This is a genomic window from Pseudomonas sp. PVC-3-1, from assembly GCF_057444315.1.
Genome location: NZ_CM172023.1, coordinates 5,157,409 through 5,181,898, shown reverse-complemented (window position 1 = coordinate 5,181,898; position 24,490 = coordinate 5,157,409). Strand labels below are relative to the sequence as shown.

Below are 24,490 nucleotides of genomic sequence, written 5' to 3'. Positions count from 1 at the left end.
TCAGCCTCGGATAATCTGGAAGAGAGGCTCAAGCACCCACTCTGCGATGGTGCGTCGCTCAACGACGACGCTGGCGGTACCCTGCATGCCAGGGAGGGCGCGCAGTGGCTCTGGAGATGCGCCGAAGGTGTCACTGGCCAGCGCCGCCCACGCCATGTAGTTGTTGGATTCCACGACTTTGGTTGCGTTGGCCGTGGAGGGGTTGTCGGTCTTGCTCATCGTGGTATCGGAAATCGATTCGATACGGGCTTGCAAGGCGCCGAAGCGGGCGTATGGGAAGGCATCGAGCTTGATGCGGACGAGTTGGCCTTCCTTGACGAACCCGCGTTGGCGGGACGGAATGTTCAGTGCCGCGACCAGTGGGCGCGTAGATCCGGTATGGATGACCAGGGCAATGTCTTCCGCCTGAAGCGAATGCCCGGCAACCAGACCCGAGAACGTGATAACGCCTTCATGGGGAGCGAAAATGGTGGTGTTCTGGCGGGAGGATTCGTAGCGCAGGCGAATGTCCTGCTCATCACGGAGCAACTGAGAGTCGGCTTCACGCTGCTGGGCTGCCAGTTCATGCTGGTTGCCGCGAAGCGTGGCTATTTCACTCATCAGCGACTGCCGCCTGGCGTCGCCCTGGGCTACTTCGGCGGCGCTCTGGTTGGCCTGCAGCCGCGCCTGGTCGACGCGATCAGCCGTCACATAATCGGCCATGCCCTGGATGCGATCGAGGGTGCCGCGGGCATCCGCAGCCATCTGCCGGGTACGTTGTTGTTGCTGCTCGATGGCGCGCAATTCCAGACGCCGGGCTGCTTCGCTGAATTCATTGGACTGAATGCGGGCGGCGAGGGTCGCGATACGGTCGTCATGCTGGCGCCGAACGGTAGCAATCTGTTCGTCACGCATCGTCTCGTCGAATGTTGCACGGGGAGTGCCGTCGCTTGAAAGGTTCAAGTCCCTGGCCAGTGTGAACAGCGGTTGACCCTGGCTGACAGTTTGCCCGGAGTGAACCTGAACGGCTGTCACCAATCCCGTGAGGCCACCGACCTTGATCTCGGAAGGGGATACGATTTCACAGGGAACATCGCGTTTGAGTTCAATCTCCTGGAAAAAGCCGAAGATAATGCTGAGCGCAACGATTGCCGACGTGAAATAGGTAATCCATCGCCAGGATATGTCGGTGAAACGCGGCAGTTTTTCTGCTTGGATACTCAAACTTTCGACCTTTATGTATTGCTCAGGGGCTTGGTTTTAATTGCCGGAAATCCAATCCCGTTTTCCAAAGCACAAAACGCTGCCCGGCATTTAACTGCCGGGCAGCGTTTTTCAGCCGTATCTGCTCGCTAATCCAATCTCATGCGTGCCGACGACTGGAAGTCGGGGCGACAGCGATCAAATGAGTGTTAGCAAAGCAAGATGCTGAATTATGGAGCGATGTTGCCGCCGCCGCCGGCGCTGCCGCCGCCGTCTACCGGCGGAACCGGGGTCGGGCATGGAGTGCATTTCTTCTTGCTCTTGCAGCAGCCGCCTGCCAGTTCGGACTTGATCAGATCATCGCGATTTACTTTTTTCATTTTCAGTTCCCTGAAATAGCGGGTTTAGAGGTAAAGCATATGTTGCGGTGTTGCTCTTTGTGGACGTCACTGAATTGAGTGCCAAAAGCTTTGATAAACGTATCGGATATGCTGTTTGCATGGTTGAACGTTTAATGAGGTGTTCCAATTTCTCGCAGTTTAAGTTCAGGTTCGAATGTGCAGGGTCGGTGCTTGATAAATCAATGCGCTGCAGTGCGATTAGCAGGAGGTTTCCTGAATTGAAAATTGCTGCAAGAGGGGTTGGGGATATGATCTTTTTTTGGCGGGGTGTCCGCAATAGCGAAGTAGTTGCGAATTCTGTAAGAAGCTTCTGGTGCGCCAGAATTTACTGAGGGGAGTTTTCGGTAATGAGGAATAACCAATTCATATATGGCCGTCTGGGGGCAGAAGACCCATGGCATTCCATGCGCAATATTGACGAGTGAAGTAGCTCGGAGAGAACGGTGAATCAAATCGAAAAGAACGAATGAAGCGGAGGAACAATTATCTGGATGTAATAAATGTCTACCGGGAATTTCACGGTAGACATTTATCAAGGCGGATTCAGCTATCGTAGCCCAGGTTTGGTGACAGCCAGCGTTCGCTGGTGCTGATCTCCTGGTCCTTGCGCGCGCTGTAGCGTTCTATCTGGTCCTTGTCGAGCTTGCCGACGGCGAAGTACTGGGCCTGCGGATGGGCGAAGTACCAGCCGCTGACGGCGGCGGCGGGGAACATGGCGTAGTGCTCGGTCAGGGTTACGCCGGACAGACCTTTCGGGTCGAGCAGTTTGAACAGCGTGCCTTTCTCGGTGTGGTCCGGGCAGGCCGGGTAGCCGGGCGCCGGGCGGATGCCGACGTATTGCTCCTTGATCAGCGCCTCGTTGTCCAGGTGCTCCTCGGGCTGGTAGCCCCAGTATTCCTTACGCACACGCTCGTGCAGCCACTCGGCGCAGGCTTCGGCGAGGCGGTCGGCGAGGGCCTTGACCATGATCGCGCTGTAGTCATCGCCTTGGGCCTCGTAGGCCTTGGCCACTTCCTCGGCGCCGATGCCGGCGGTGGTGATGAAGCCGCCGACGTAGTCCTTCACGCCGCTGTCCTTGGGCGCGACGAAGTCGGCCAGGCTGAAGTTCGGCTTGCCGTCGGGCTTGATGGTCTGCTGGCGCAGGTGGTGCAAGGTGGCCAGCTTGTGGCCGTCGTCGCCGTAGACTTCCAGGTCGTCGTGATGCACCTGGTTGGCCGGCCAGAAGCCCAGTACCGCGCGGGACTTGATCAGTTTCTCGTCGATCAGCTTCTTCAGCATCGCCTGGGCGTCGTTGAACAGGCTGGTGGCTGCCTCGCCCACGACTTCGTCGGTGAGGATGCGCGGATACTTGCCGGCCAGGTCCCAGGAGATGAAGAAGGGCGTCCAGTCGATGTACTCGGCCAGCACGTTCAGATCGATGTCATCCAGCACCTTGACGCCGGTAAAGCTCGGCACCGGCGGCTGGTAACCGGCCCAGTCGAACTGCGGCTTGGCGGCGATGGCCTGCTCGTAGGTCAGGCGCTCGGTGCGGGCGCTGCGGTTGGCGGTGCGCTCGCGCACTTCGGCGTATTCCTCGCGCAGCTTGCGGGCGTACTCGGGCTTCATTTCCTTGGACAGCAGGGTGGTTGCCACCCCCACCGCGCGGGAGGCGTCGGTGACGTAGACCACGGCGTCGTTGCTGTACTGCGGGTCGATCTTCACTGCCGTGTGCGCCTTGGAAGTGGTGGCGCCACCGATCAGCAGGGGCAGGTGGAAATTCTGCCGCTGCATCTCCTTGGCCACGTGGACCATCTCGTCCAGCGACGGGGTGATCAGGCCGGACAGGCCGATGATGTCGCACTTCTGCTCGCGGGCGGTCTGCAGGATCTTCTCCGCCGGGACCATCACGCCGAGGTCGACGATGTCATAGCCGTTGCAGCCCAGCACCACGCCGACGATGTTCTTGCCGATGTCGTGCACATCGCCCTTCACGGTGGCCATGAGGATCTTGCCCTTGGCCTCAGGCTTGTCGCCTTTTTCCGCTTCGATGAAGGGAATCAGGTGGGCCACCGCCTGCTTCATCACACGGGCGGATTTCACCACCTGCGGGAGGAACATCTTGCCGGCGCCGAACAGGTCGCCGACCACGTTCATGCCGGACATCAGCGGGCCCTCAATGACCTCGATGGGGCGCGCGCACTTCTGCCGGCACTCCTCGGTGTCCTCGACGATCCAGGTGGTGATGCCTTTGACCAGGGCATGTTCCAGGCGCTTCTCGACGCTATGGCTGCGCCATTCCTCGTTCTCGACTTCCTTGGTGGCGCCGCCGCACTTGTAGTTATCGGCGATGGCCAGCAGCGCTTCGGTTGCATCCGGGCTGCGGTTGAGCACCACGTCCTCGACCTTGTCACGCAGTTCCTGCGGGATCTCGTCGTAGATCTCCAGCTGGCCGGCGTTGACGATGCCCATCGTCAGGCCGTTCTGGATCGCGTAGTAGAGGAACACCGAATGGATCGCCTCGCGCACCGGGTTGTTGCCGCGGAACGAGAACGATACGTTCGATACGCCGCCGGAGGTCAGGGCGTAGGGGAGGTTGTCACGGATGTACGCGCAGGCCTCGATGAAGTCGACCGCGTAGTTATTGTGCTCCTCGATGCCGGTGGCGACCGCGAAGATGTTCGGGTCGAAGATGATGTCTTCCGGCGGGAAGCCCACTTCGTTGACCAGGATGTCGTAGGAGCGCTGGCAGATTTCTTCCTTGCGCGCCTGGGTGTCGGCCTGGCCGGCTTCGTCGAAGGCCATTACCACCACGGCGGCGCCGTAGCGCTTGCACAGGCGGGCGTGGTGCTTGAACTGCTCGACGCCTTCCTTCATGGAGATGGAGTTGACGATGCCCTTGCCCTGAATGCATTTCAGGCCGGCTTCGATCACTTCCCACTTGGAGGAGTCGATCATGATCGGCACGCGGGAAATGTCCGGCTCGGAGGCGATCAGGTTGAGGAACTTCACCATGGCCGCCTTGGAGTCGAGCATGCCCTCGTCCATGTTGATGTCGATCACCTGGGCGCCGGCTTCCACCTGCTGCTGCGCGACTTCCAGCGCTTCGGCGTAGTTTTCCTCGCGAATCAGGCGGGCGAACTTGGCCGAGCCGGTGATGTTGGTGCGCTCACCGACGTTCACGAACAGCGAGTTGCGGTCGATGGTGAACGGCTCAAGGCCGGACAGGCGGCAGGCGCGGGGGATTTCCGGAATGGTACGCGGCGCGTACTTGGCCACGGCCTTGGCGATGGCTTCGATGTGGCCCGGCGTGGTGCCACAGCAGCCGCCGATGATGTTGAGGAAGCCCGAAGCGGCGAACTCCTCGACCACCACCGCCATCTGCGCCGGGGTCTCGTCGTACTCGCCGAAGGCATTCGGCAGGCCGGCGTTGGGGTGGGCGGAGACGTGGGTACCGGCCTTGGTCGCCAGTTCTTCCAGGTAGGGGCGCAGCTCTTTGGCGCCCAGGGCGCAGTTCAGGCCGACGGAGATCGGGTTGGCGTGGCGCACCGAGTTCCAGAAGGCTTCGGTGGTCTGGCCCGACAGGGTGCGGCCGGAGGCGTCGGTGATGGTGCCGGAGATCATGATCGGCAGCTCGACGCCCAGTTCTTCATAGACGCCCTGCACGGCGAAGATCGCGGCCTTGGCGTTGAGGGTGTCGAAGATGGTCTCGATCAGGATCAGGTCCGCGCCGCCCTCGATCAGGCCACGGGTGGATTCGCTGTAGTTCTCCACCAGTTCGTCGAAGGTGACGTTGCGGAAGCCGGGGTCGTTGACGTCCGGAGAGATCGAGCAGGTGCGGCTGGTCGGGCCGAGGACGCCGGCGACGAAGCGCGGGCGGTCCGGGGTTTCGGCGGTCTTGGCGTCAGCCACTTCACGGGCCAGGCGCGCGCCTTCCACGTTCATCTCGTAGGCCAGTTCCTGCATGTCGTAGTCGGCCTGGGACACGCGGGTGGCGTTGAAGGTATTGGTCTCGAGGATGTCGGCGCCGGCATCGAGATAGGCCTTCTCGATAGCCTGGATGACGTCCGGGCGGCTGAGCAGCAACAGGTCGTTGTTGCCCTTCACGTCGCTCGGCCAGTCGGCGAAGCGCGCGCCACGGTAGTCCTCTTCCTGCAGCTTGTAGCTCTGGATCATGGTGCCCATGCCGCCGTCGAGGATCAGGATGCGCTCCTTGAGGGCTTGCTGAAGGGCTTGCAGGCGTGCGGCACGGTCGATCATTGGGATACCTGGAAAAGGGCGTGACGAAAGGTCGCTGATGATATCAAACCTGCAGGAAATTTGACCGTCTCGGGTTTTACATGAGGATTGTTCATGTTCAGTCTTTGGTTGGAGCGCATTACAGCGGCACTCCCGCTAGAATCCGCTCCATCCTGATGTCCGGAGTCCTTCATGTCCCTGCGAGCCCGTTTCACGTTGCTCATCGCATCCCTGACGTTTTCGGCCCTGGCCCAGGCGGGAGGGCTGTCCTACACCAAGGACATCCAGCTGATCTTCACCGAGAAATGCGTGGCCTGCCACGCCTGCTACGACTCACCGTGCCAGCTCAACCTGACGGCCGCCGAAGGCGCCCAGCGCGGGGCGAACAAGCTGCCGGTCTACGACGGCGGGCGGACCAAGGCTCAGGACCCGACCCGGCTGTTCCTCGACGCCCATGGCGCGGATGCCTGGCGGCGCAAGGATTTCTGGTCGGTGCTCGACGGCCGCGGCAGCCAGGCTGCGCTGATGGCCCGGATGATCGACCTGGGACATGAGCATCCGTTAGTGCCCAACGCGAAGATTCCCGGCGGGCTGGACCTGTCGATCTACCGCACCAACCAGTGCCCGACGCCCGACAGCATCGACGACTTCGTCGCGAAGAACCCGCGCAGCGGCATGCCCTTCGCCGTCACCGGCCTGAGCGACAAGCAACGCTCCACCATCAAGACCTGGCTCGCCCAGGGCGCGCCGGTGGACGAGCAGGCGTGGCAGCCGGGTAGCGGGGAAGCACAGCAGATCGACGAGTGGGAAAGCTTCCTCAACCAGCCGGGCGCCCGCCAGAGCCTGGTGTCGCGTTGGATCTACGAGCACCTGTTCCTCGCCCACCTGTACTTCACCGAGCGCGGCGAGCCGGGGCATTTCTTCCAGCTGGTGCGCTCGCGCACGCCCAGCGGCCAGCCCATCGACCCCATCGCCACGCGGCGGCCGAACGACGATCCGGGCAATACCTTCTACTACCGCCTCTGGCCGATCCAGGGTGTGATCGTGCACAAGACGCACATCACCTATCCGCTCAACGAGGCGCGGCTCAAGCGCAACCAGGAGCTGTTCTACGGCACCGCCTGGACTACCGACAAGGTGCCCGGTTACGGCCTGCAGCACCGCGCCAACCCGTTCGTGACCTTCGAGGCGATCCCGGCGCGGGCGCGCTATCAGTTCATGCTGGATAACGCCGAGTATTTCGTCCGCACCTTCATCCGCGGGCCGGTGTGCCGCGGGCAGATCGCCACCGACGTGATCCGCGACAACTTCTGGGCAGTGTTCCAGGACCCGGACCACGACCTCTATGTCACCGATCCGAAGTTCCAGCGCCAGGCCTCGCCGCTGCTGGCGCTGCCGGGGCAGATCGATGACGTGGGCGCCATGCTGTCGCAGTGGCGTTCCTACCGCGACAAGCGCAATCAATATGAGGAGCTGCGCCAGGACGTCTACGACGAGGCGCCGGCGCCGACCTGGGCCGACATCTGGGCCGGCAACGACAACGCCGTGCTGAGCATCTTCCGCCAGTTCGACAGCGCCTCGGTGCGCAAGGGCCTGATCGGCGGCGTGCCGCAGACCCTCTGGTGGATGGACTACCCGCTGCTGGAGCGCACCTACTATGGGCTGGTGGTGAACTTCGACGTGTTCGGCAACGTCGCCCACCAGGCGCAGACGCGGCTGTATTTCGACCTGATCCGCAACGGCGCCGAGCAGAACTTCCTGCGCCTGATGCCGGTTGGCGAGCGCAAGAGGCTGCTTGACGACTGGTACCAGAGCAGCGGCAAGTTGAAGATGTGGGCCGACTACTACAACTCCGACAGCGATGCGCCCACCGGCCTGTTCCTGCCGGAGAAGGGCGCCAAGCTGGCCTTCGCCAGGCAATTGCTCAAGCACTACGTGGCGCTCAATGCACGGCCCGACCCGATCAACCTGTGTGAAAACGGCGCCTGCTACCGCAACACCGTGGCTGCGCCGTTGCAGGGCGCCGAGCAGGCCTTCAGCCGGCTGGTCAGCCGCCCGGCCGCCGGCCTGCCGGTGATCGACCAGTTCCCCGAGGCGACCATGCTGCGTGTGGAACTGCCGGACGGCCAGCGCGAGATCTACACCGTGCTGCGCAATCGTGCCCACAGCAACGTCGCTTTCATGATGGGCGAGTCGCTGCGATACCAGCCGGGGCTGGATACCCTGACCATCTACCCCGGCGTGCTGTCGAGCTATCCGAACTTCATGTTCAACCTGAAAGCGACCGAGGTGCCTGATTTCGTCAGTGCGCTGGAGCAGGTGAAGAACGCGAAGGACTTCGAGAGCGTTGCCGACCGCTGGGGCATCCGCCGCAGCCACCCGCAGTTCTGGTTCTACTTCCACGACCTGGACGCCTACCTGCGCGAAACCGAGCCGGTGGAGGCAGGCGTGCTGGACATGAACCGCTACGAGAACCTGTGACCGAGGTCATGTAGGAGCGAGCTTGCTCGCGAACCGCCCCACTGTGGGGGTTGGTTCGCGAGCAAGCTCGCTCCTGCGAAAAGCCACGCTGCCCAGCTGCGAATTATTCCTACTAAAACGGTAGGGCTTTATCCCTCACCCCCCAATGGCGTAAACTGGCGCCACGTTTGCGAGGAGTTGCCATGAGCGCTATCACCATTACCGAAGCCGCACAGGATTACCTGGCCGAGCTGCTGTCCAAGCAGGACACTCCCGGCATCGGCATTCGCATCTTCATCACCCAGCCGGGCACCACGTACGCCGAAACCTGCATCGCCTATTGCAAGCCGGGCGAGCAGAAGCCGGAAGACACCCCGGTCGGCCTGAAGGATTTCACCGCCTACATCGACGCGATCAGCGAACCCTTCCTGGAAGACGCCATTGTCGATTACGCCACCGACCGTATGGGCGGCCAGCTGACCATCAAGGCGCCCAACGCCAAGGTACCGATGGTCAATGAAGACAGCCCCATCACCGAGCGCATCAACTACTACCTGCAGACCGAGATCAACCCCGGTCTGGCCAGCCACGGCGGCCAGGTGAGCCTGGTGGACGTGGTCGAGGACAACATCGCCGTGCTGCGTTTCGGCGGCGGTTGCCAGGGCTGCGGCGCAGTCGAGATGACCCTCAAGGACGGCGTCGAGAAGACCCTGATCGAGCGCATCCCGGAGCTGAAGGGCGTACGTGACGTCACCGACCACAGCAACCGCGAGAACGCCTACTACTGAGTGGGTGCGGGAGCAAAGAAAAGGCGACCTTCGGGTCGCCTTTTTTGTTGATGGAGTATCCGGAAGGAGTTTGCGTAGGGCGAATAACGCCCCAAGTGTTATCCGCCTTACGGACGGGTTCGCGAGCAAGCTCGCTCCTACAGGTCGAGCCCGGCGCTCTTTGTAGGAGCGAGCTTGCTCGCGAACCGTCTTGGCACTGTGCCTTCCTTTCGCACGCCGCCCGCAGAGCTCAGCCCTGGCAGCCGGCCGGCTTGAGCACGCGCTGGGTCGAGGCCGGATTGGCTGCAAGTTTCTCCGCCGGGCGGCGCGGGCGCGGCACCAGTTCGCCGCCGCAGTTCGGGCAGCGGCCGTGCAGCACGTGCTCGGCGCAGTCGGGGCAGAAGGTGCATTCGAAGCTGCAGATACGCGCGTCCGGGCTGTCAGCGGGCAAGTCACGGTTGCAGCATTCGCAGTTGGGACGGAGTTCGAGCATGGCAAAGTCCTTTGCTGTGGATTGATGTCAGTGCAACTGGCCGAAGCGCTCGGCGTACTCCTGCGGGCTGATCGCCAGGTGCTTGTGGAAGGTGCGGCGCAGGTTCTCCGGATGGCCGAAGCCGCACAGCCGCGACACCGTGCTGATCGACGCCTGGGCGTCCTGCAGCAGCGCGCGCGCCGCTTCCAGGCGCACCCGCTCGACGTAGCGGCCGGGCCCCATGCCCAGTTCGCTGATGAACACCCGCGAGAGCGTGCGCGGGCTCATGCAGGCCTGCTCGGCCAGGGCTTCCAGCGACAGGTCATTGCCCAGGTGGGCGGGAATCCATTCCAGCAGCGCGGCCAGGCGCGGCGTGCGGGTCGGCTCCGGGGTCAGCCAGTGACTGAACTGCGCCTGCCCGCCGGGGCGCTTGAGGAACATCACCAGCCGCCGTGCCACCGCCAGTGCCAGCGCGCGGCCGAGGTCGGCTTCCACCAATGCCAGGGCGAGGTCGATGCCGGCGGTGACGCCCGCCGAGGTGAATACGTGGTCGTCGCCGTCGCGGCGCTGCGGATCGTAGGTGTGCAGGCGATCGCCCTGAACCAGCACTTCGGGAAAGCCTGAGCACAGTTTGTCGACATCTGCCCAATGAGTGGTGGCCTGGCGGCCATTGAGCACGCCGGCAGCCGCGAGGATCAGCGCACCAGAACATACCGAGCCGAGACGACGCACCTGGGGTTCGGCGGCGGCCAACCAGTTCAGCAGGTCGGTGTTTTCGCATTGCACCGGAACGCCCAGCCCGCCGGGGACCAGCAGGGTATCCAGCGTGGCGGGATCGACTTCCCGCCACGCCTGATCGGCGCAGATGCGGATGCCCGCCGAGGTCGCCACCGGCCCGGCCTGTTCGCCCAGCACCAGCAACTCGTACAGGGGCGCGAGCCCCTGCCGCTGGCGCTCGACGTTGGCGGAGGCGAACACCTGCAGCGGTCCGGTGATGTCCAGGCTCATGACCTCGGGGTAGATCAGGCAGGCGATGCGGCGCGGCGATTCCATGGCAACACTCGTTCAGTGGATGGAACGAGTGTGGCGATGACCGGCGCTGGCGGCAACGTCAGCCATCCCACGAATCCTGCCAAATCAGCGGGCAGTCACCTTCGAACCGCCAAGACGATAAGCGCTGGCATACAACACTGGCAGCACCACCAGCGTCAGCAGCGTGGCGAAACCCAGGCCGAACATGATCACCACCGACATGCTCTGGAAGAAGGCGTCCAGCAGCAGCGGCGCCAGGCCCAGGATGGTGGTCAGTGCGGTCAGGCAGATCGGCCGCAGGCGCGCGCAGGCGGCATTGACCAATGCCTCGCGCGGTGGCTGGCCGCTTTCGGCGAGGTTGTCGACTTCCTCCAGCAGCACGATGCCGTTGCGCACCAGCATGCCCGACAGGCTCAGCAGCCCCAGCAGCGCCATGAAGCCGAACGGGATGCCGGTGAGCAGGAAGCCGATGGTCACGCCGATCATCGCCAGCGGCACGGTGAGCCAGATCAGCAGCGCCTTGCGCGGTGAGGAGAACATCAGCACGGTGATGATGAACATCGCCAGGAAGGCCATCGGCAGACTGCCGAGCACGCCGTTGCGGGCGTCGCCGGAGCTTTCCACATCGCCGCCCCAGGCCAGCTCGTAGCCCGGTGGCAGTTGCAGCGCCTCGATCTGCGGGCGCACGCGGGCCAGCAGTTGCGAGGAGGTTTCGCCGCTCTGCGGGGCGACGTCGGCCATCACTGTCAGGGTGCGCTTGCGGTCCTGGCGCAGGATCAGCGGGTCTTCCCAGACGCTGTCGAAGCCGCCGACCACCTGTTCGATGGGCAGGTAGCGCTGGCTCACCGGGCTCCACAGCATCAGGTCGTTGATCTGCCCGGCATTCAGCTCGCTCTCGCGCACGACGATGGGCAATTGCTGGGTGCCGTCGCGGTAGATGCCTACCGCGAGACCGCTGAAACTCATGCGCAGCAGGCTGTCCAGGTCGCCCTTGTCGATGCCCAGTTCGCGGCCGCGCGCTTCATTGAACTGTGGGCGCACCAGCAGCGCGCGGGCCTGCCAATCGTGGCTGACGCCGGTGGCGACAGGGTCGGCGGCGAGAATATCGCTCACCTGTGCGCCGAGGCGGCGCAGCACCTGCGGATCGGCGCCGGTCAGCCGCACTTCGATGGCGCTACCGCTGGAGGGCCCGAACATCAGGCGCTTGAGGCCGGTCTGCAGGTGCGGATAGCGCTCGTCGAGGTAGTGCTGCAGGTCGGCGATCAGCCCGGGAATCTGCGCGCGGTTCTCGGTGCGAACCAGCACCTGGGCGTAGTTGGCATGCTGGCGCTCGGCGCCGTAGGTGAGGATGAAGCGCGGCGCGCCCTGGCCGATGCTGGTGACAGTGCGTTCCACGCCGGGCAGGGCGGTAATGTGCTGGTCGATCTCGGCGGCCAGGTCACGGGTGTGTTCGATGGCTGTGCCCTGCGGCAGCCACAGGTCAACGAAGAACATCGGCGTGTTGGCCGGCGGGAAGAAGTTCTGCCGTACCTGGGCGAAGCCCAGAAGGGACGCAGACAGCGCCAGGGCCAGCACGCCCAGGGTCAGCGTGCGCTGACGCAGGCAGGCTTCCAGCAGAGCACGGTAGGCGCGGTACAGCCAGCCCTGGTGCGGCTCGGCGCTGTCGCCTTGCACCGGCAGGTTGGCGAAGGCCCAGCGGGCGAACAGCGGCGCCAGGGTCATGGCGGTGACCCAGCTGAGCAGCAGCGACACCAGCAGCACGTCGAACAGCGAGCGGCAGTACTCGCCGGTGGAGTCCGAGGACAGCCCGATGGGGGCGAAGGCCAGCACTGCAATGACCGTTGCGCCCAGCAGGGGCAGGGCGGTGAGGCGGACGATGTGGCGGATCGCGACGTCGATGCCCTGGCCGCGCAGGCGGCCCACCAGCACGCCCTCGACTACGACGATGGCGTTGTCCACCAGCATGCACAGGGAAATGATCAGCGCGCCGAGGCTGATGCGCTGCAACTCGATGCCCAGCAGGTACATCAGCAGCAGGCTGCCCAGCACGTTGAGCGCCAGCACCCCGGCGATCACCACGCCGCTGCGCAGGCCCATGAAGATCAACAGGGTGCCGACGACGATGCCCAGCGCCAGGACGAAGCTGAGCAGGAAGCCGTTCACCGCACCGTGAACTTCCACCGCCTGGTCGTAGAACGGCGTCAGCTGCATGCCGGCGGGGCGTTCGCTTTCCAGCTGGTCGAGGCGCAGATGCACGGCATCGCCGACCTTCACGACATTGACCTGCGGGGCGAAGGCGATGCCCAGCGCCAGGGCGGGGTTGCCGTCGGCACGCCAGAGGTGACTGGGGGTATCGGTGAAACCGCGCTTGACCGTGGCGATGTCGCCCAGGCGGATCAACTGGGCACTGCCCGGCGCACTGACCAGCAGTTGTTCCAGCTCCGAGACGTCAGTGAATTCGCCGGTGGGGTGCAGACGAATACTCTCGCTGCCGACGCGCAGGCTGCCGGCGTCGGACACCACGTTCTGACGGGTCAGCAGGTTTACCAGGCGAGTCAGCGGCACGCCCATGGCAGTCATCTTTTCCCGCGAGACGTCCACCTGCACCTGCTCTGCCTGCAGGCCGGACACCACCACCTTGCTCACCCCCGGCACCAGCACCAGTTCACGGCGCAGGTAGTCGGCGTAGTCACGCAGCTCCTGGTAGCTGTAGCCCTTGCCGGACAACGACAGGAGGATGCCGTAGACGTCGCCGAAATCGTCGTTCACCTGCGGCGGCGAGACGCCCGGCGGCAGGTGCGGGGCGAGGTCGTTGACCTTGCGCCGCAATTCGTCCCAGATCTGCGGCAGCTCGCCTGCGCGGTACTGCGGCTTCACGTTGACGGTGATCTGCGACAGGCCGGCGCTGGATATCGAAGTGAGCTTGTCGACGTAGGCCAGTTGCTGGATGGCGTTCTCCAGCGGATAGGTGACTTCTTCTTCCACCTGCTGCGGCGAGGCGCCGGCGTAGCGGGTGGCCACCACGGCGGTCTTCACGGTGAAGGCAGGGTCTTCCAGGCGGCCGATCTCGAGGATGGCGTAGAGGCCGCCGAGGGCCAGCAGGAGGATGACGATCCAGCTGCTGACCTTGTTTTTCAGAAAGTAACCGGTGATATCCATTACAGCCCCCGCTCGCGTTGCCACGGGCGTACACGCTGGCCTTCACGCAGCTCGGCGGTGCCGGCGGCGACGATGCGCTCGCCTGGCTCCAGCCCGGAGAGAATCTGGATGCCATCCGTGCCCGGTTGTCCGAGCTTCACTTCACGGCGCTCGACGTGCAGCGCCTCGCCTTCACCTTTCACTACCCATACCTGGCTCAGTCCCGGCGCGCTGTTATCGGCGCTGAACACCGCTTCCACCGGAACCCGCAGTAGCGCCGGGGTATCGCGGCCGAGCTGGGCGAAGTCCACCTCGACGGTGGCGCTCATGCCCGGCAGCAGGGTGACGTCCTTCGGGCGCTCGAGGGTGAGGGTGACGGTGTAGCTCAGCGTCGCCGGGTCGGGGCGGGTGCTGTGCTCCTTGTACTGCGCGGGGAAATCGCGACCGGGCACGCGGGCCAGGCGCACGATGGGCTGGTAGTCGCTGCGCAGGCTGGCGCCGTCAACGCGTTCCAGCAGGCTTTCCGGCAGCTGGAACTGCACGTCGTAGGTATCGGCGGATTGCAGGATGGCCACCGGCTGCTTGGGTTGCAGCATCTGGTGGTTCTGCACCGGCACCTGGGCGATGACCCCGGCGAAAGGGGCTTCCAGTCGCGCATAGCCGAGCTCCTGGCGGGCCAGTTTCAGCGCGGCTTCGGCGGAATCCAGCTGGGCCTTGCGCTGGTCCAGTTCGGCGCGGGCCACCAGTTGCCGCTCGTTGAGCGTGGCGACGCGCTGGTACTGGGCGCGGGCCAGGTTATAGCTGGCCTCGCGGTCGCGCTGGCGCAGGCGCAGGTCGGCGTCGTCCAGCTCGGCGATCTGTTGCCCACGCTCCACGCGCTGGCCCTGTTTTACCGTGAGCGTCTTGAGGTGACCGGCGATGCGGAAGGACAGGTCGACTTCATCCGAGGCCACCAACTGGCCGGGGAACTGACGCATACCTTCGGCCGCAGCGGTGGGCACGCTGTAGAGCTTCACCGGGCGGACGGTTTCGACCGGCGCCGATGGCGTCGGACCACAGCCGACCAACAGGGTAGCGAGCAGAAGGCAGGCGGGCGTTTTCACGCGGGAATCCTCTGAGTTTGAGCGGTGCGGCAAGGCTGCGCGCCGCTCGGAGAAATCCGTCTGACATGAGTCAAGGCCCGCCGGGGGCACCTGGGGAAGTTCAGCGCCGGTACAGGAATCGTTCAGAATTGACCGACAGCAACCCTCTCATCAGACCTTCAGCACACCACGAAAACCTCGTGCGGCGTAATAAGACTGCACGCCGTTGTGATAGGTGAAAACGCGCTCATAGCGGCGGTCGCCGAACAGCGCGCCGTCCAGCTTGCGCATCGAGCCGGGCGTGCGCAGCCAACTGGAAGTCTTCTGGTCGAAGCTGCCCAGCTCCTGCAACTGGCGGTACTGCGCTTCGTCCAGCAACTCGATGCCGATCTGCGCTGCCAGCTCGGTGGCGCAGCCAGCGGGCTTGTCCTTCTTTCGCGCATCCAGCGCCTCGCGGTCGTAGCAGAGGCTGCGCCGGCCGACCGGTGTTTCGGCGCTGCAGTCGAAGAACAGGATGGCGCCGCTGGCGCTTTCGCGGCCGACCACGTCGGGCTCACCGCCGGTGGCTTCCATCTGCTCCAGTGCCTTCAGCTTGGCGGGCGCGGCCTTCAGGCGCGCCTGGACGTCCGCCCAGTCGATGCCCTTGTGACGCTCGGGATGTTGCTCGAAGCGGGCCTGCAGTGTCGCCAGCAGGTTGTCGTGCTGTTTCGCATTCATCTTGCTTACTCTCGGCAGGGGCTGAAGGTCTGAGAGTAAAGCAGGATTTGCGCGGCCCGCCGCTCAGCCGGCGTCGGCCCAGCGCTCGCGCACGACAAGGATGTCGGGCAGGCAGCCGAGGAACAGCTCCACCAGCTCCGGGTCGAACTGGCTGCCTTTCTCCCGGCGCAGCAACTCCACCGCCTCGTCGATGCTCCACGCCGGTTTGTACGGGCGCACGCTGGTCAGTGCGTCGAATACGTCGGCGATGGCGACGATGCGACCCTCGACGGGAATCTCCTCGCCGCGCAGGCCCTTCGGGTAGCCGGTGCCGTCCCAGCGCTCGTGGTGGGTGAGGGCGATGCTACGAGCCAGGCGCAGCAGGTTGGAGTCGTGCTCGCCGATGATCCGCGCGCCAATCTCCGGGTGCTGGCGCATCACTGCCCATTCGTGTTCGTCGAGCCGGCCGGGCTTCTGCAGGATGGCATCGGGAATGCCGATCTTGCCCACATCGTGCATGGGGGCCGCGTTGAGCAGGTCGTCGGCGGCCTTCTCGGAGTAGCCGGCGGCGCGGGCGAGGATATGCGCGTAGTGACTCATGCGGATGACGTGCAGGCCGGTCTCGTTGTCCTTGTACTCGGAGGCCTTGCCCAGGCGCTGGACGATCTGTAGCCGCGTCTCCCGCAGTTCTTCCACGCGCACCAGCGACAGGTGCGTGCGCACCCGTGCCCTGACGATGGGTGGGCTGACCGGCTTGGTGATGTAGTCCACCGCGCCGACCTCGAAGCCTCTGGCTTCATCCGGCACATCGGCCAGGGCAGTGACGAAGATCACCGGAATGGTACAGGTGGCCTGCTCGGCCTTGAGCCGTTGGCACACCTCGAAGCCGGTCATGCCGGGCATCATCACGTCCAGCAGGACCAGGTCCGGGCGCTCGCGATTGGCCAGTTCCAATGCCTTGTCGCCGTCCTTGGCGAACAGCAGGCGGTAGTCGTCCTGCAGGATGTGGCGCAACACCTGGAGGTTGGTGGCTTCGTCGTCCACCAGCAGCAGGCAGGGCCGATGATCTTGGGCGGTCTGGGTCATGCTTGCTCCAGGCGGGTGCCGAGGGTCCGGACCCATTCCAGGGCCTGGTCGAAGTCGAAATCGTCGATGGCGTAGCGCAGGGCTTCAAAGGCCTCGCGGTGTTCGCCTTGCGCAGTGCCCAGGCGCAGGCGCTCCAGCGCCTGGTCGTCGAGACCGCCACGGGAGAGCGCCAGTTGCAGGGCTTGCAGCGCGCCGCGCAGGTCCTGCGAGGCCGCTTCGCCAACTGCTTCGGCGACGGCGTCGGGCACCAGCGGCACCGATTCACGGACAGTGGCGAACTCTGCCCGGACTCGCTCCAGTGTGGATGCAAGCTGTTCGGCCGAGCCATGGTCAGCCGCGCTTTCCAGTGCGCCGATGGCGCCGGCGAGGCGTGGCAGGGCGAGGTTGGCGGCGGCACCGCGCAGACGATGGGCGAGGGCGGTGATGCTGGTACGGTCACCATCGTTCACGGCAGTTTCCAAAGTCTCCAGGCTGGCCGCCTGCTCATCGAGGAAGCGCACGATGGCCCGCGCCATGGGCAGCGGGCCGCCCCACAGGCGTGCTCCGGCGGCCCAGTCCAGGGTTGCCAGCGGTGTGCTTTCGGTGGCCTGCGCGCTGCGCACCAGGGGCGCGGCACCGAGCAGACGGGCCATTTCATCCAGCAGGCCGGCGAGGTCCAATGGTTTGCTGGCGAAACCGTTCATACCGGCGTCGAGGGCATTCTGTCGATCGCGGTCGAGCACGCTGGCGGTGAGGGCAATGATTGGCACAGCCAGGACGCCGCGCTGTTGCTCGATGGTGCGGATGCGCCGGGTGGCTTCCAGGCCGTCCATGCCGGGCATCTGCACATCCATCAGGATCAGGTCGAAGTCCTGCGCGCTGTAGGCGTCAACGGCAGCCTGCCCGTCGCCGACGCTGTGCGGGCGATGGCCCAGGCGGCGCAGATTCAGCTCCAGCAACTCGACGTTCTGTGGCACGTCGTCCGCTACCAGGATGCGCAGCGGCGGCAGGCTCGGTGTATGGCTGCGGGCTGTCGGTTGCACGCTGCGACCGGCCGGCAACGGCAGGTCGACGGTGAACACGCTGCCCCTGCCCACTTCGCTTTCCACGGTGATGCGGCCGCCCATCAGTTCCACCAACTGGCGCGAGATGGTAGTGCCCAGCCCGGTGCCGCCGAAGCGCCGGCTCATGGAAGCGTCGGCCTGGGCGAAGGGGTCGAAGATGCGCTCCAGGCGGTCGGCGGCGATGCCGATGCCGGTGTCACGGATGGCCAGGCGCAGCGCACCGGGTTCGCCGCTGATGACCAGCCGGACTTCGCCACGCTCGGTGAATTTCACCGCGTTGCCCAGCAGGTTGGTCAGCACTTGTTGCAGGCGCAGCGGGTCGCCCTGGAAGTACTCGCCAGCGCGCTGGCCGTAATCGATCTGCAGGCTCAGGCCCTTGCGCTCGGCGGACAGCCGCAGCGCCGCGCAGACCTGCTCGCAGAGCTCCGGCAGGGAGAAGTCGAGCGCTTCCAGTTCGATGGCGCCACGGTCCAGCTTGGCGGTGTCGAGGATGTCGTTGAGCAGGCCCAGCAGCGAGCGCGAGGCGTTCTGTACGGTGGTCAGGTAGCGCCGCTGGTTCTCTTCCAGCGGCGAATCCAGCAGCAGCTCGGTGAAGCCCATGATGGCGTTCATCGGCGTGCGGATTTCATGGCTCATGTTGGCGAGGAAGCTGCTGCGCGCGGCGGCGGCCTGCTCGGCGCGGTCGCGAGCGCTGCGCAGTTCCTGCTCCATCACGCGGCGCGGGGTGAGGTCGGTGGCGAGCTTCACCACTTTCACCGGCTTGCCGTCGAAGTCGAGGATCGGGTTGTAGGTGGCGTGGATCCACACCTCGCGCCCGTCCTTGGCCAGGCGGCGGTATTCGCCGGCGCTGTACTCGCCGTCGCGCAGCCCCTGCCAGAACGCCCGGTACTGGGTGCTGGCGGCGATGTCCGGTGGGCAGAACAGGCTGTGGTGCTGGCCCAGCACTTCGGCTTCGGTGTAGCCGAAGAGCTCGAGGATGTTCTCATTGGCGGCCAGCACGCGGCCATCCAGGTCGAACTCGATCAGCGCCATGGCGCGGCCGATGGCGGTGACCTTGCCTTCGTACTCGTTGCTCAGCAACTTGGTGTCGGTCTGGTCGAGCAGCACGCCGTCGATCCACTGTGCCTTGCCGGCCTCGTCGTAGCTGGCGCTGCCGCCTTCCCAGATCCAGCGCTCGCGGCCGTTGCGGTCGAACAGGCGGTACTCGACGACGTAGCTGCGGCCTTCGCCGATGGCGCGCCGGACTTCCTCGTTCACCGCCGCCTGGTCATCGGGATGGTAAAGCTGGCTGAAGGTGATGCGCTGCTCGCTGAAGTCCTGTGCCGACCACCCGGTGACGGCCTCCACCGCATCGCTGACGAACAGCACGCTCCAGGCATCGTCCGGGAGTACCCGGAAGGCGATGCCGGGCATGTTGCGAATCAGCGAACGGTATTGTTCCTCGCTGGTGCGCAGGGCCTGCTCCATCACGCGGCGTTCGCTGATGTCGGCGACGAACACGACGAACCAGGGCTTGCCGTCGTGATCGGTGACGCCGAGGCTGACCCGTACGGGAAACTCGCGGCCATCGCGGGTCAGGCCTTCCAGCTCCAGCTCGGAGTTGTGGAACTGGCGTTCGCCGCTGCGTTTGTAGTTCTCCAGAGCGACGCGGAACTGGTGCCCATAGGCCTCGTTCATCAGCACCTGCATGGGTTGGCCGACCAGCTCGTGCGGTTGCCAGCCGAACAGGCGCAGGACGGCGTGGTTGACCGAGCGGATCACACCGCTGTGGTCGATGGTGAGGATGGCCTCGACGGCGGCATCGAGCAGCGAATCCAGGTGCTTGCGCCGGCGCTGCAGTTCCTGGAACAGCTGGCGGTAGCGCAGCAGGCCATTCACCGCGGCGACGCAGATGCTCAGGCTGATGGTGGCCATGGACACCGCCATCGCCAGGTAGAAGCTGCCCTGCACGCCTTGCGGCACGCCGAACTCCTCGCGGCCGACGAAGCGTGCGGCGGCCATGCCGGTGTAGTGCATGCCGGCAATGGCCAGGCCCATCACCACGCCGCTGGCCAGGATCGTCAGGTTCGGCCGCATCCGCCCGCGCAGACCGAAGCGCACCCACAGTGCAATAACCGCCAGCACCACGGCCACCAGAATCGACAGGGCGAACATCCAGGGGTTGTAGCGCAGCAGCGGGGCCATCTGCATCGCTGCCATGCCGCTGTAGTGCATGGCGCCGATACCCGCGCCGACCAGCACGCCGCCGCCGATCAACTGCAGGCGGCTGACGTTACGCCGAGCCAGCAGGCTCAGGGCGATCCACGAGGCGAACAGGCTCGGCAATCCGGAGGCGAGGGTGATCAGCGGGTCATAACGCACGGTCGCGCAGAGCTGGAAGGACAGCATGCCGATGAAATGCATCGCCCACACGCCACCGCCCAAGGCCACCGCGCCGGTGCCGATGGCCAACTGGCGGTAGAACGGGCTGCGCGCCAGCCGGGCCACACCCGACAGCTGCAGGGCCATGGCCGATGTGAAGATGGCGATGAGGATGGAGAGCAGCACCAGCGCCGTGTTGTGCTCGCCGAAAACCAGCAGCGAAGGGGTGTCGCCGCTGTAGAAGTATCGCTGCAGATCGAGCATTGAACGAAGACCGTACTGCGTGCCGAAGGCCTGGTGGAAGACGAGACGGAGGAGTCCGTGCGAAGCAGATCACAGGATGGCTGCAAATTGCCATCATTGTCGGTCGCTGCACCCGCGAAAGTCGCGCCACGACGGCGGATTCGGACGAGTGGAAAGCCAGGTTTCGGAATCGAAGCTGAAACGATGCAGCTGGTGGCGCGACCGATACCACGTTATCGGCGGCGGAGACGGGAAATTGAGCGCTTGCCGACGGCTGGCAGCGCCAATGAAAAAGCCCGGCGGGGCCGGGCTTTTTTGGTGGTACCTGTCTGCGGATCAGGCGGGCATGTGCCATTCCTGCAGGCGGTAGCCTTCGCGGTTCAGCTCGTCGCGGGCCTGGTTCAGCAGGCCTTCGAGCTGCTCCGGGTCGGAGTAGGCGGAGCTGGGAATGCGGGTGAGGCCCAGCAGACGGGTACCGGTGCGATCGAGGACGGACAGGTCGAGGCTGCCGTCGCCCCCTTGGTCAACCCAGGTCACACAATTGAAGGGTTGGAAGGCTCGTCCAGTGATCAGCAGAGCCTCGTTGAAACGAAGAGTCGCATGCATGGTTGTGATCTCTCTGCGTGGTAATCCATTGCGAAGGTGGCGAAAGCGGTTCATCCACTTTCGTGTTCGTTCACGCAATTGATGGTTTCAGAGTCGAAGAAAGTCACAGCCCATGTCGCGTTTGTACACAAAGTAGTCGCAAATCAATCCGAGTGAAACGCTGCAGGCCCCGTAATCCGTGGCCTGCAGCGCTATCGAGGGTGCGCCATCGCGCCGCACATACCGTTGGTCAGAAGCGATGAGCGGTCAGGCCTGCATGGCCCAGCCATCCACGTTCATTGCCGCCTGGCGCAGCGCTTCGGAGCGCGTCGGGTGTGGGTGGCAGGTGCGCGCGATGTCCTCGGCGGCGCCGCGGAACTCCATGGCCACGCAGTACTCCGCGATCATGTCGCCGACGTTCGGGCCGATCATGTGCACGCCGAGGATTTCGTCGCTGCGCTCGTCCGCCAGCACCTTCACGAAGCCCTCGGTCTCGTGGTTGATCTTCGCCCTGCTGTTGGCGGTGAAGGGGAACTTGCCCACCTTGTAGGCGCGGCCTTCGGCCTTGAGCTGTTCTTCGGTCTTGCCCACGGTGGCCACTTCCGGGTGGGTGTAGATCACGCTGGGGATCACGTCGTAGTTCACTTCCCCGGCCTTGCCGGCGATCAGCTCAACGCAGGCGATGGCCTCGTCCTCGGCCTTGTGCGCGAGCATCGGGCCGGAGGTCACGTCGCCAATCACCCAGATGCCCGGCACGCTGCTGCGGTGCTCGTGGTTCTCCAGCATGCCGCGCTTGTCGGTGGTCAGCCCCACGCTTTCCAGCCCGAGGCCCTGCGTATAGGGGCGGCGGCCGATGGCGAGCAGAACGTAGTCCGCCTGGATCGACTCCGCCGCGCCGCCGGCAGCCGGCTCCACGCTCAGGGTCACCTGCTTTCCACTGACCTTGGCCTGGGTAACCTTCGAGCCCAGCCTGAAACTCATGCCCTGCTTGGTCAGCGCGCGCTGGAAGGTCTTGGCGGTCTCCAGGTCCATGCCGGGGCAGATGCGGTCCAGGTATTCGATCACCGTGACTTCGGCGCCCAGGCGGCGCCAGACCGAGCCCAGTTCCAGGCCGATGACACCCGCGCCGATCACCACCAGGTGCTTGGGTACTTCGGGAATCGACAGCGCGCCGGTGGAGTCGAGGATGCGCTTGTTGTCGACTTCCACGCCCGCCAGCGGTGAGGGCTCCGAGCCGGTGGCGATGATGATGTCCTTGGCGGTGAGTGTGCTCTTGCTGCCATCGGCGGCGGTCACTTCCACCTTGCCCGGCCCGTCGATGCGGCCCCAGCCCTTCACCCAGTCCACCTTGTTCTTGCGGAAGAGGAATTCCACGCCCTTGGTCAGCGCGGTCACGCTTTCGGCCTTCTGCTTCATCATCTGCGCCAGGTCGAGCTTCGGCTTGACCTGGATACCGAGGTTGGCGAACTCGCCGCCGGCCGCTGCTTCATACAGCTCCGACGCATGGAGCAGCGCCTTGGATGGCATGCAGCCGACGTTCAGGCAGGTGCCGCCGAGGGTTTCGCGGCCCTCCACACAGGCCACTTTCAGACCCAGCTGGCCGGCGCGAATGGCCGCGTTGTAGCCACCGGGGCCGCCGCCAATGACGATCACATCGTATGCGCTCATGCAGTGTTCTCCGCAGTAGGAAAAGGGGTGAATCGAGGTTAGTCCTTGGCCGCCGGATCACCAGCGCCGGGCCTGGGAATAGCGTTACTCGATTTATATTACGAACATAATATATGATCCGGCGCAAGTCACGCGGACATGACAGAAGCGGCGGGGAGGGCGAAAATGCAAGGCTTTGGCGCCTCAGGTTCGTGCGCCGACGGAGAATTCATGAAGATCGACTGCGATTTCGACAGCGGCAACATCCAGGTCATCGCCGACAGTGACCCGCGCCACGTGCGCCTGGCGCTGCGCCCGGACACGAAAAGCCCGCACTTCCAGTGGTTCCACTTCAAGGCCGAGGGTCTTGAGCCCGGCCAGCAGTACCAGTTCAGCCTGACCAACACCCCGGCTTCCAGCTACACCGGCGGTTGGCCGGGATACAACGCCGTGGCGTCCTATGATCAGCGCGACTGGTTCCGCGTGCCCAGCACCTATGACTCCAACGGCCTGCACTTCAGCCTCGACGCCGAGCAGCCCCAGGCCTGGTTCGCCTACTTCGAGCCCTACAGCCGCGAGCGCCATGCCGAACTGGTGAAGCGCGCCCAGGCCAACGGTGCCGAACTGCTCGCCACCGGCCACAGCCTCGAAGGTCGCGAACTGCCCCTGCTGCGCATCGGCAAGGGCGAGGCGGGTGCACGCAAGATCTGGCTGATCGCCCAACAGCATCCTGGCGAGCACATGGCCGAGTGGTTCATGGAAGGCCTGATCGAGCGCCTCCAGTCCGCCGACACCGACATCCAACGGCTGCTGGAGCGCGCCGACTTCTACCTGGTGCCGAACATGAACCCGGACGGTGCCTTCCACGGCCACTTGCGCACCAACGCCGCCGGCAAGGATCTCAACCGCGCCTGGGCCGCGCCCAGCGCTGGGGAAAGCCCCGAGGTGCTGTTCGTTCAGGAGCAGATGGTGAAGTACGGCGTGGACCTGTTCCTCGACGTGCACGGCGACGAGGAAATCCCCTTCGTGTTCGCTGCCGGCTGCGAAGGCAACCCGGAATTCACCCCGCGCCTGGATCGCCTGGAAAGCCTGTTCCGCGAGCGTCTGGAGGCTAACGGCGAGTTCCAGAGTGTGCACGGCTATCCGAAAGACGCCCCCGGCCAGGCCAACCTCACCCTGGCCTGCAACCACGTCGGCCGCACCTACGACTGCCTGTCGCTGACCCTGGAAATGCCGTTCAAGGACCACAACCTGTCGCCCAATGCGCGCACCGGGTGGAGCGGGGCACGCTCGAAGGCGTTGGCCGGCGCGGTACTGACCACCATCGGCAGCCTGGTCGACGAGTTGCGCTGAGACCGAGTTTGCGGCGCGCAACCGTGTTCGGTTGCCAGCGTTGCACCGTCCCTTTGTAGGAGCGAGCTTGCTCGCGAACCGCAAACCTCCGGAGCCGCCGGAGAGCGTCGTTCGCGAGCAAGCTCGCTCCTGCAGAAAGGGCCTTTCCCGGCGACGTCCTACATCCTTGGCGGCTGACCGTTCGGTTAATCCGTCGCAGGCAGCCGTTGAATCTTCCTACCCGCGTGCTAATCCAAAGAGTGAGGCATACAAGTTCAGGAGGTAGGTATGACTCGACATCGCAAACTGTTGACCCCGCAGATCATCGAAGACCTGCAGGAACGCATGGATGCCCTGGAAGAACTGGACTTCAGAGAGCGCCGCGAAGTGCGCAAGAACCGCTCGGGCGAACACAGGCCTCGCACTTTCGCTGGCGCGGCCTGAGCAAGCGGGCCTCAGGGCCTGGCCTCACCGCTGGCGCCAGCCAAGGAGACACAGCAGGGCCGATTCGGCATTACGCCGGACCGGCCTTGCGTGACGAGCAACTCCGTCGCCCTTCATTTCGTCGGGACTGTGTCCGCTGTTCCGTGCCTTCGCTTCCCTTTCGTCATCCCTTTCCGTGCTAAAAGCGGCATTCCAGAGCGGTTCGTATCTGTAACTTCAGGCTTGCTACATAGCCTATGTCTTACAAAAAACCGACTGAAAACTTGAACTGCTTCACATAAAATCGAGTCTTCCGTTAGCGCAT

The 24,490-nt window shown here is 64.5% G+C and carries 16 protein-coding genes; 4 read left to right on the top strand and 12 right to left on the bottom strand.

Annotation, left to right across the window (positions count from 1 at the left end; genetic code table 11):
• The 3 genes from AC2T4A_RS23730 to metH all read right to left on the bottom strand — a co-directional run bounded on the left by AC2T4A_RS23730 (nucleotide 1) and on the right by metH (nucleotide 5,819).
• Entirely contained in the window at nucleotides 1-1,203 is a 1,203-nt protein-coding gene (locus AC2T4A_RS23730; RefSeq protein WP_416746768.1) for an HlyD family secretion protein, read from the bottom strand.
• A gap of 209 nt (nucleotides 1,204-1,412) precedes the next feature.
• On the bottom strand, nucleotides 1,413-1,562 hold the full coding sequence (locus AC2T4A_RS23725; RefSeq protein WP_416746770.1) for a hypothetical protein: 150 nt from the start codon (nucleotides 1,560-1,562) through the stop codon (nucleotides 1,413-1,415).
• 564 nt (nucleotides 1,563-2,126) lie between these two features.
• Entirely contained in the window at nucleotides 2,127-5,819 is a 3,693-nt protein-coding gene (gene metH, locus AC2T4A_RS23720) for a methionine synthase (protein ID WP_486741954.1), read from the bottom strand.
• A gap of 171 nt (nucleotides 5,820-5,990) precedes the next feature.
• Here metH and AC2T4A_RS23715 point away from each other — a divergent pair, with 171 nt between their 5' ends.
• On the top strand, nucleotides 5,991-8,279 hold the full coding sequence (locus AC2T4A_RS23715; protein ID WP_486741953.1) for a fatty acid cis/trans isomerase: 2,289 nt from the start codon (nucleotides 5,991-5,993) through the stop codon (nucleotides 8,277-8,279).
• Nucleotides 8,280-8,461: 182 nt separating this feature from the next.
• Entirely contained in the window at nucleotides 8,462-9,046 is a 585-nt protein-coding gene (nfuA, locus tag AC2T4A_RS23710) for a Fe-S biogenesis protein NfuA (RefSeq protein ID WP_416746777.1), read from the top strand.
• A 229-nt stretch (nucleotides 9,047-9,275) separates the two neighbouring features.
• Here nfuA and AC2T4A_RS23705 read toward each other — a convergent pair whose 3' ends face one another.
• The 9 genes from AC2T4A_RS23705 to lpdA all read right to left on the bottom strand — a co-directional run bounded on the left by AC2T4A_RS23705 (nucleotide 9,276) and on the right by lpdA (nucleotide 22,431).
• Nucleotides 9,276-9,518 (bottom strand): DUF1272 domain-containing protein, encoded by a 243-nt coding sequence (locus tag AC2T4A_RS23705; RefSeq protein ID WP_416746779.1) that lies wholly within the window; start codon nucleotides 9,516-9,518, stop codon nucleotides 9,276-9,278.
• A 27-nt stretch (nucleotides 9,519-9,545) separates the two neighbouring features.
• Nucleotides 9,546-10,550 (bottom strand): GlxA family transcriptional regulator, encoded by a 1,005-nt coding sequence (locus AC2T4A_RS23700; RefSeq protein ID WP_486741952.1) that lies wholly within the window; start codon nucleotides 10,548-10,550, stop codon nucleotides 9,546-9,548.
• Between the two features lie 84 nt (nucleotides 10,551-10,634).
• On the bottom strand, nucleotides 10,635-13,688 hold the full coding sequence (locus AC2T4A_RS23695; RefSeq protein WP_486741951.1) for an efflux RND transporter permease subunit: 3,054 nt from the start codon (nucleotides 13,686-13,688) through the stop codon (nucleotides 10,635-10,637).
• On the bottom strand, nucleotides 13,688-14,770 hold the full coding sequence (locus AC2T4A_RS23690; RefSeq protein WP_486741950.1) for an efflux RND transporter periplasmic adaptor subunit: 1,083 nt from the start codon (nucleotides 14,768-14,770) through the stop codon (nucleotides 13,688-13,690). The genes AC2T4A_RS23695 and AC2T4A_RS23690 overlap by 1 nt, the downstream gene beginning before the upstream one ends.
• 150 nt (nucleotides 14,771-14,920) lie before the next feature.
• Nucleotides 14,921-15,466, bottom strand: coding sequence for a DUF4256 domain-containing protein (locus AC2T4A_RS23685; protein ID WP_486741949.1), 546 nt, complete (start codon nucleotides 15,464-15,466; stop codon nucleotides 14,921-14,923).
• A 63-nt stretch (nucleotides 15,467-15,529) separates the two neighbouring features.
• A complete protein-coding gene (locus tag AC2T4A_RS23680; RefSeq protein ID WP_486741948.1) occupies nucleotides 15,530-16,531 on the bottom strand; it encodes an HD domain-containing phosphohydrolase in 1,002 nt (333 codons plus the stop codon).
• Nucleotides 16,528-20,199, bottom strand: a complete 3,672-nt coding sequence (locus AC2T4A_RS23675; protein ID WP_416746790.1) for a PAS domain S-box protein — start codon at nucleotides 20,197-20,199, stop codon at nucleotides 16,528-16,530. Before AC2T4A_RS23675 ends, AC2T4A_RS23680 begins: the two co-directional genes overlap by 4 nt.
• Nucleotides 20,200-20,514: 315 nt before the next feature.
• Nucleotides 20,515-20,784, bottom strand: a complete 270-nt coding sequence (locus tag AC2T4A_RS23670) for a hypothetical protein (protein WP_024763325.1) — start codon at nucleotides 20,782-20,784, stop codon at nucleotides 20,515-20,517.
• 246 nt (nucleotides 20,785-21,030) lie between these two features.
• Nucleotides 21,031-22,431: a dihydrolipoyl dehydrogenase gene (gene lpdA / locus AC2T4A_RS23665; protein ID WP_416746792.1), complete on the bottom strand. Its 1,401-nt coding sequence runs from the start codon at nucleotides 22,429-22,431 to the stop codon at nucleotides 21,031-21,033.
• Between the two features lie 210 nt (nucleotides 22,432-22,641).
• On the opposite strand from lpdA, the gene AC2T4A_RS23660 reads away from it, so the two are divergent.
• Both AC2T4A_RS23660 and AC2T4A_RS23655 read left to right on the top strand, forming a co-directional pair.
• Nucleotides 22,642-23,763, top strand: a complete 1,122-nt coding sequence (locus AC2T4A_RS23660) for a M14 family metallopeptidase (protein WP_416746794.1) — start codon at nucleotides 22,642-22,644, stop codon at nucleotides 23,761-23,763.
• 267 nt (nucleotides 23,764-24,030) lie between these two features.
• The gene (locus tag AC2T4A_RS23655; protein ID WP_416746796.1) at nucleotides 24,031-24,186 is read left to right on the top strand and encodes a hypothetical protein; all 156 of its coding nucleotides are present in this window, start codon (nucleotides 24,031-24,033) and stop codon (nucleotides 24,184-24,186) included.
• The last annotated feature ends 304 nt before the right edge of the window (nucleotides 24,187-24,490 follow it).

Coding starts and splice junctions, on each gene's coding strand:
- AC2T4A_RS23725 (WP_416746770.1), bottom strand. CDS start 1,562: ATGAAAAAAGTAAATCGCGATGATCTGATCAAGTCCGAACTGGCAGGC.
- AC2T4A_RS23705 (WP_416746779.1), bottom strand. CDS start 9,518: ATGCTCGAACTCCGTCCCAACTGCGAATGCTGCAACCGTGACTTGCCC.
- AC2T4A_RS23670 (WP_024763325.1), bottom strand. CDS start 20,784: ATGCATGCGACTCTTCGTTTCAACGAGGCTCTGCTGATCACTGGACGA.
- AC2T4A_RS23680 (WP_486741948.1), bottom strand. CDS start 16,531: ATGACCCAGACCGCCCAAGATCATCGGCCCTGCCTGCTGCTGGTGGAC.
- AC2T4A_RS23695 (WP_486741951.1), bottom strand. CDS start 13,688: ATGGATATCACCGGTTACTTTCTGAAAAACAAGGTCAGCAGCTGGATC.
- lpdA (WP_416746792.1), bottom strand. CDS start 22,431: ATGAGCGCATACGATGTGATCGTCATTGGCGGCGGCCCCGGTGGCTAC.
- AC2T4A_RS23675 (WP_416746790.1), bottom strand. CDS start 20,199: ATGCTCGATCTGCAGCGATACTTCTACAGCGGCGACACCCCTTCGCTG.
- nfuA (WP_416746777.1), top strand. CDS start 8,462: ATGAGCGCTATCACCATTACCGAAGCCGCACAGGATTACCTGGCCGAG.
- AC2T4A_RS23655 (WP_416746796.1), top strand. CDS start 24,031: ATGACTCGACATCGCAAACTGTTGACCCCGCAGATCATCGAAGACCTG.
- AC2T4A_RS23715 (WP_486741953.1), top strand. CDS start 5,991: ATGTCCCTGCGAGCCCGTTTCACGTTGCTCATCGCATCCCTGACGTTT.
- AC2T4A_RS23700 (WP_486741952.1), bottom strand. CDS start 10,550: ATGGAATCGCCGCGCCGCATCGCCTGCCTGATCTACCCCGAGGTCATG.
- metH (WP_486741954.1), bottom strand. CDS start 5,819: ATGATCGACCGTGCCGCACGCCTGCAAGCCCTTCAGCAAGCCCTCAAG.
- AC2T4A_RS23660 (WP_416746794.1), top strand. CDS start 22,642: ATGAAGATCGACTGCGATTTCGACAGCGGCAACATCCAGGTCATCGCC.
- AC2T4A_RS23685 (WP_486741949.1), bottom strand. CDS start 15,466: ATGAATGCGAAACAGCACGACAACCTGCTGGCGACACTGCAGGCCCGC.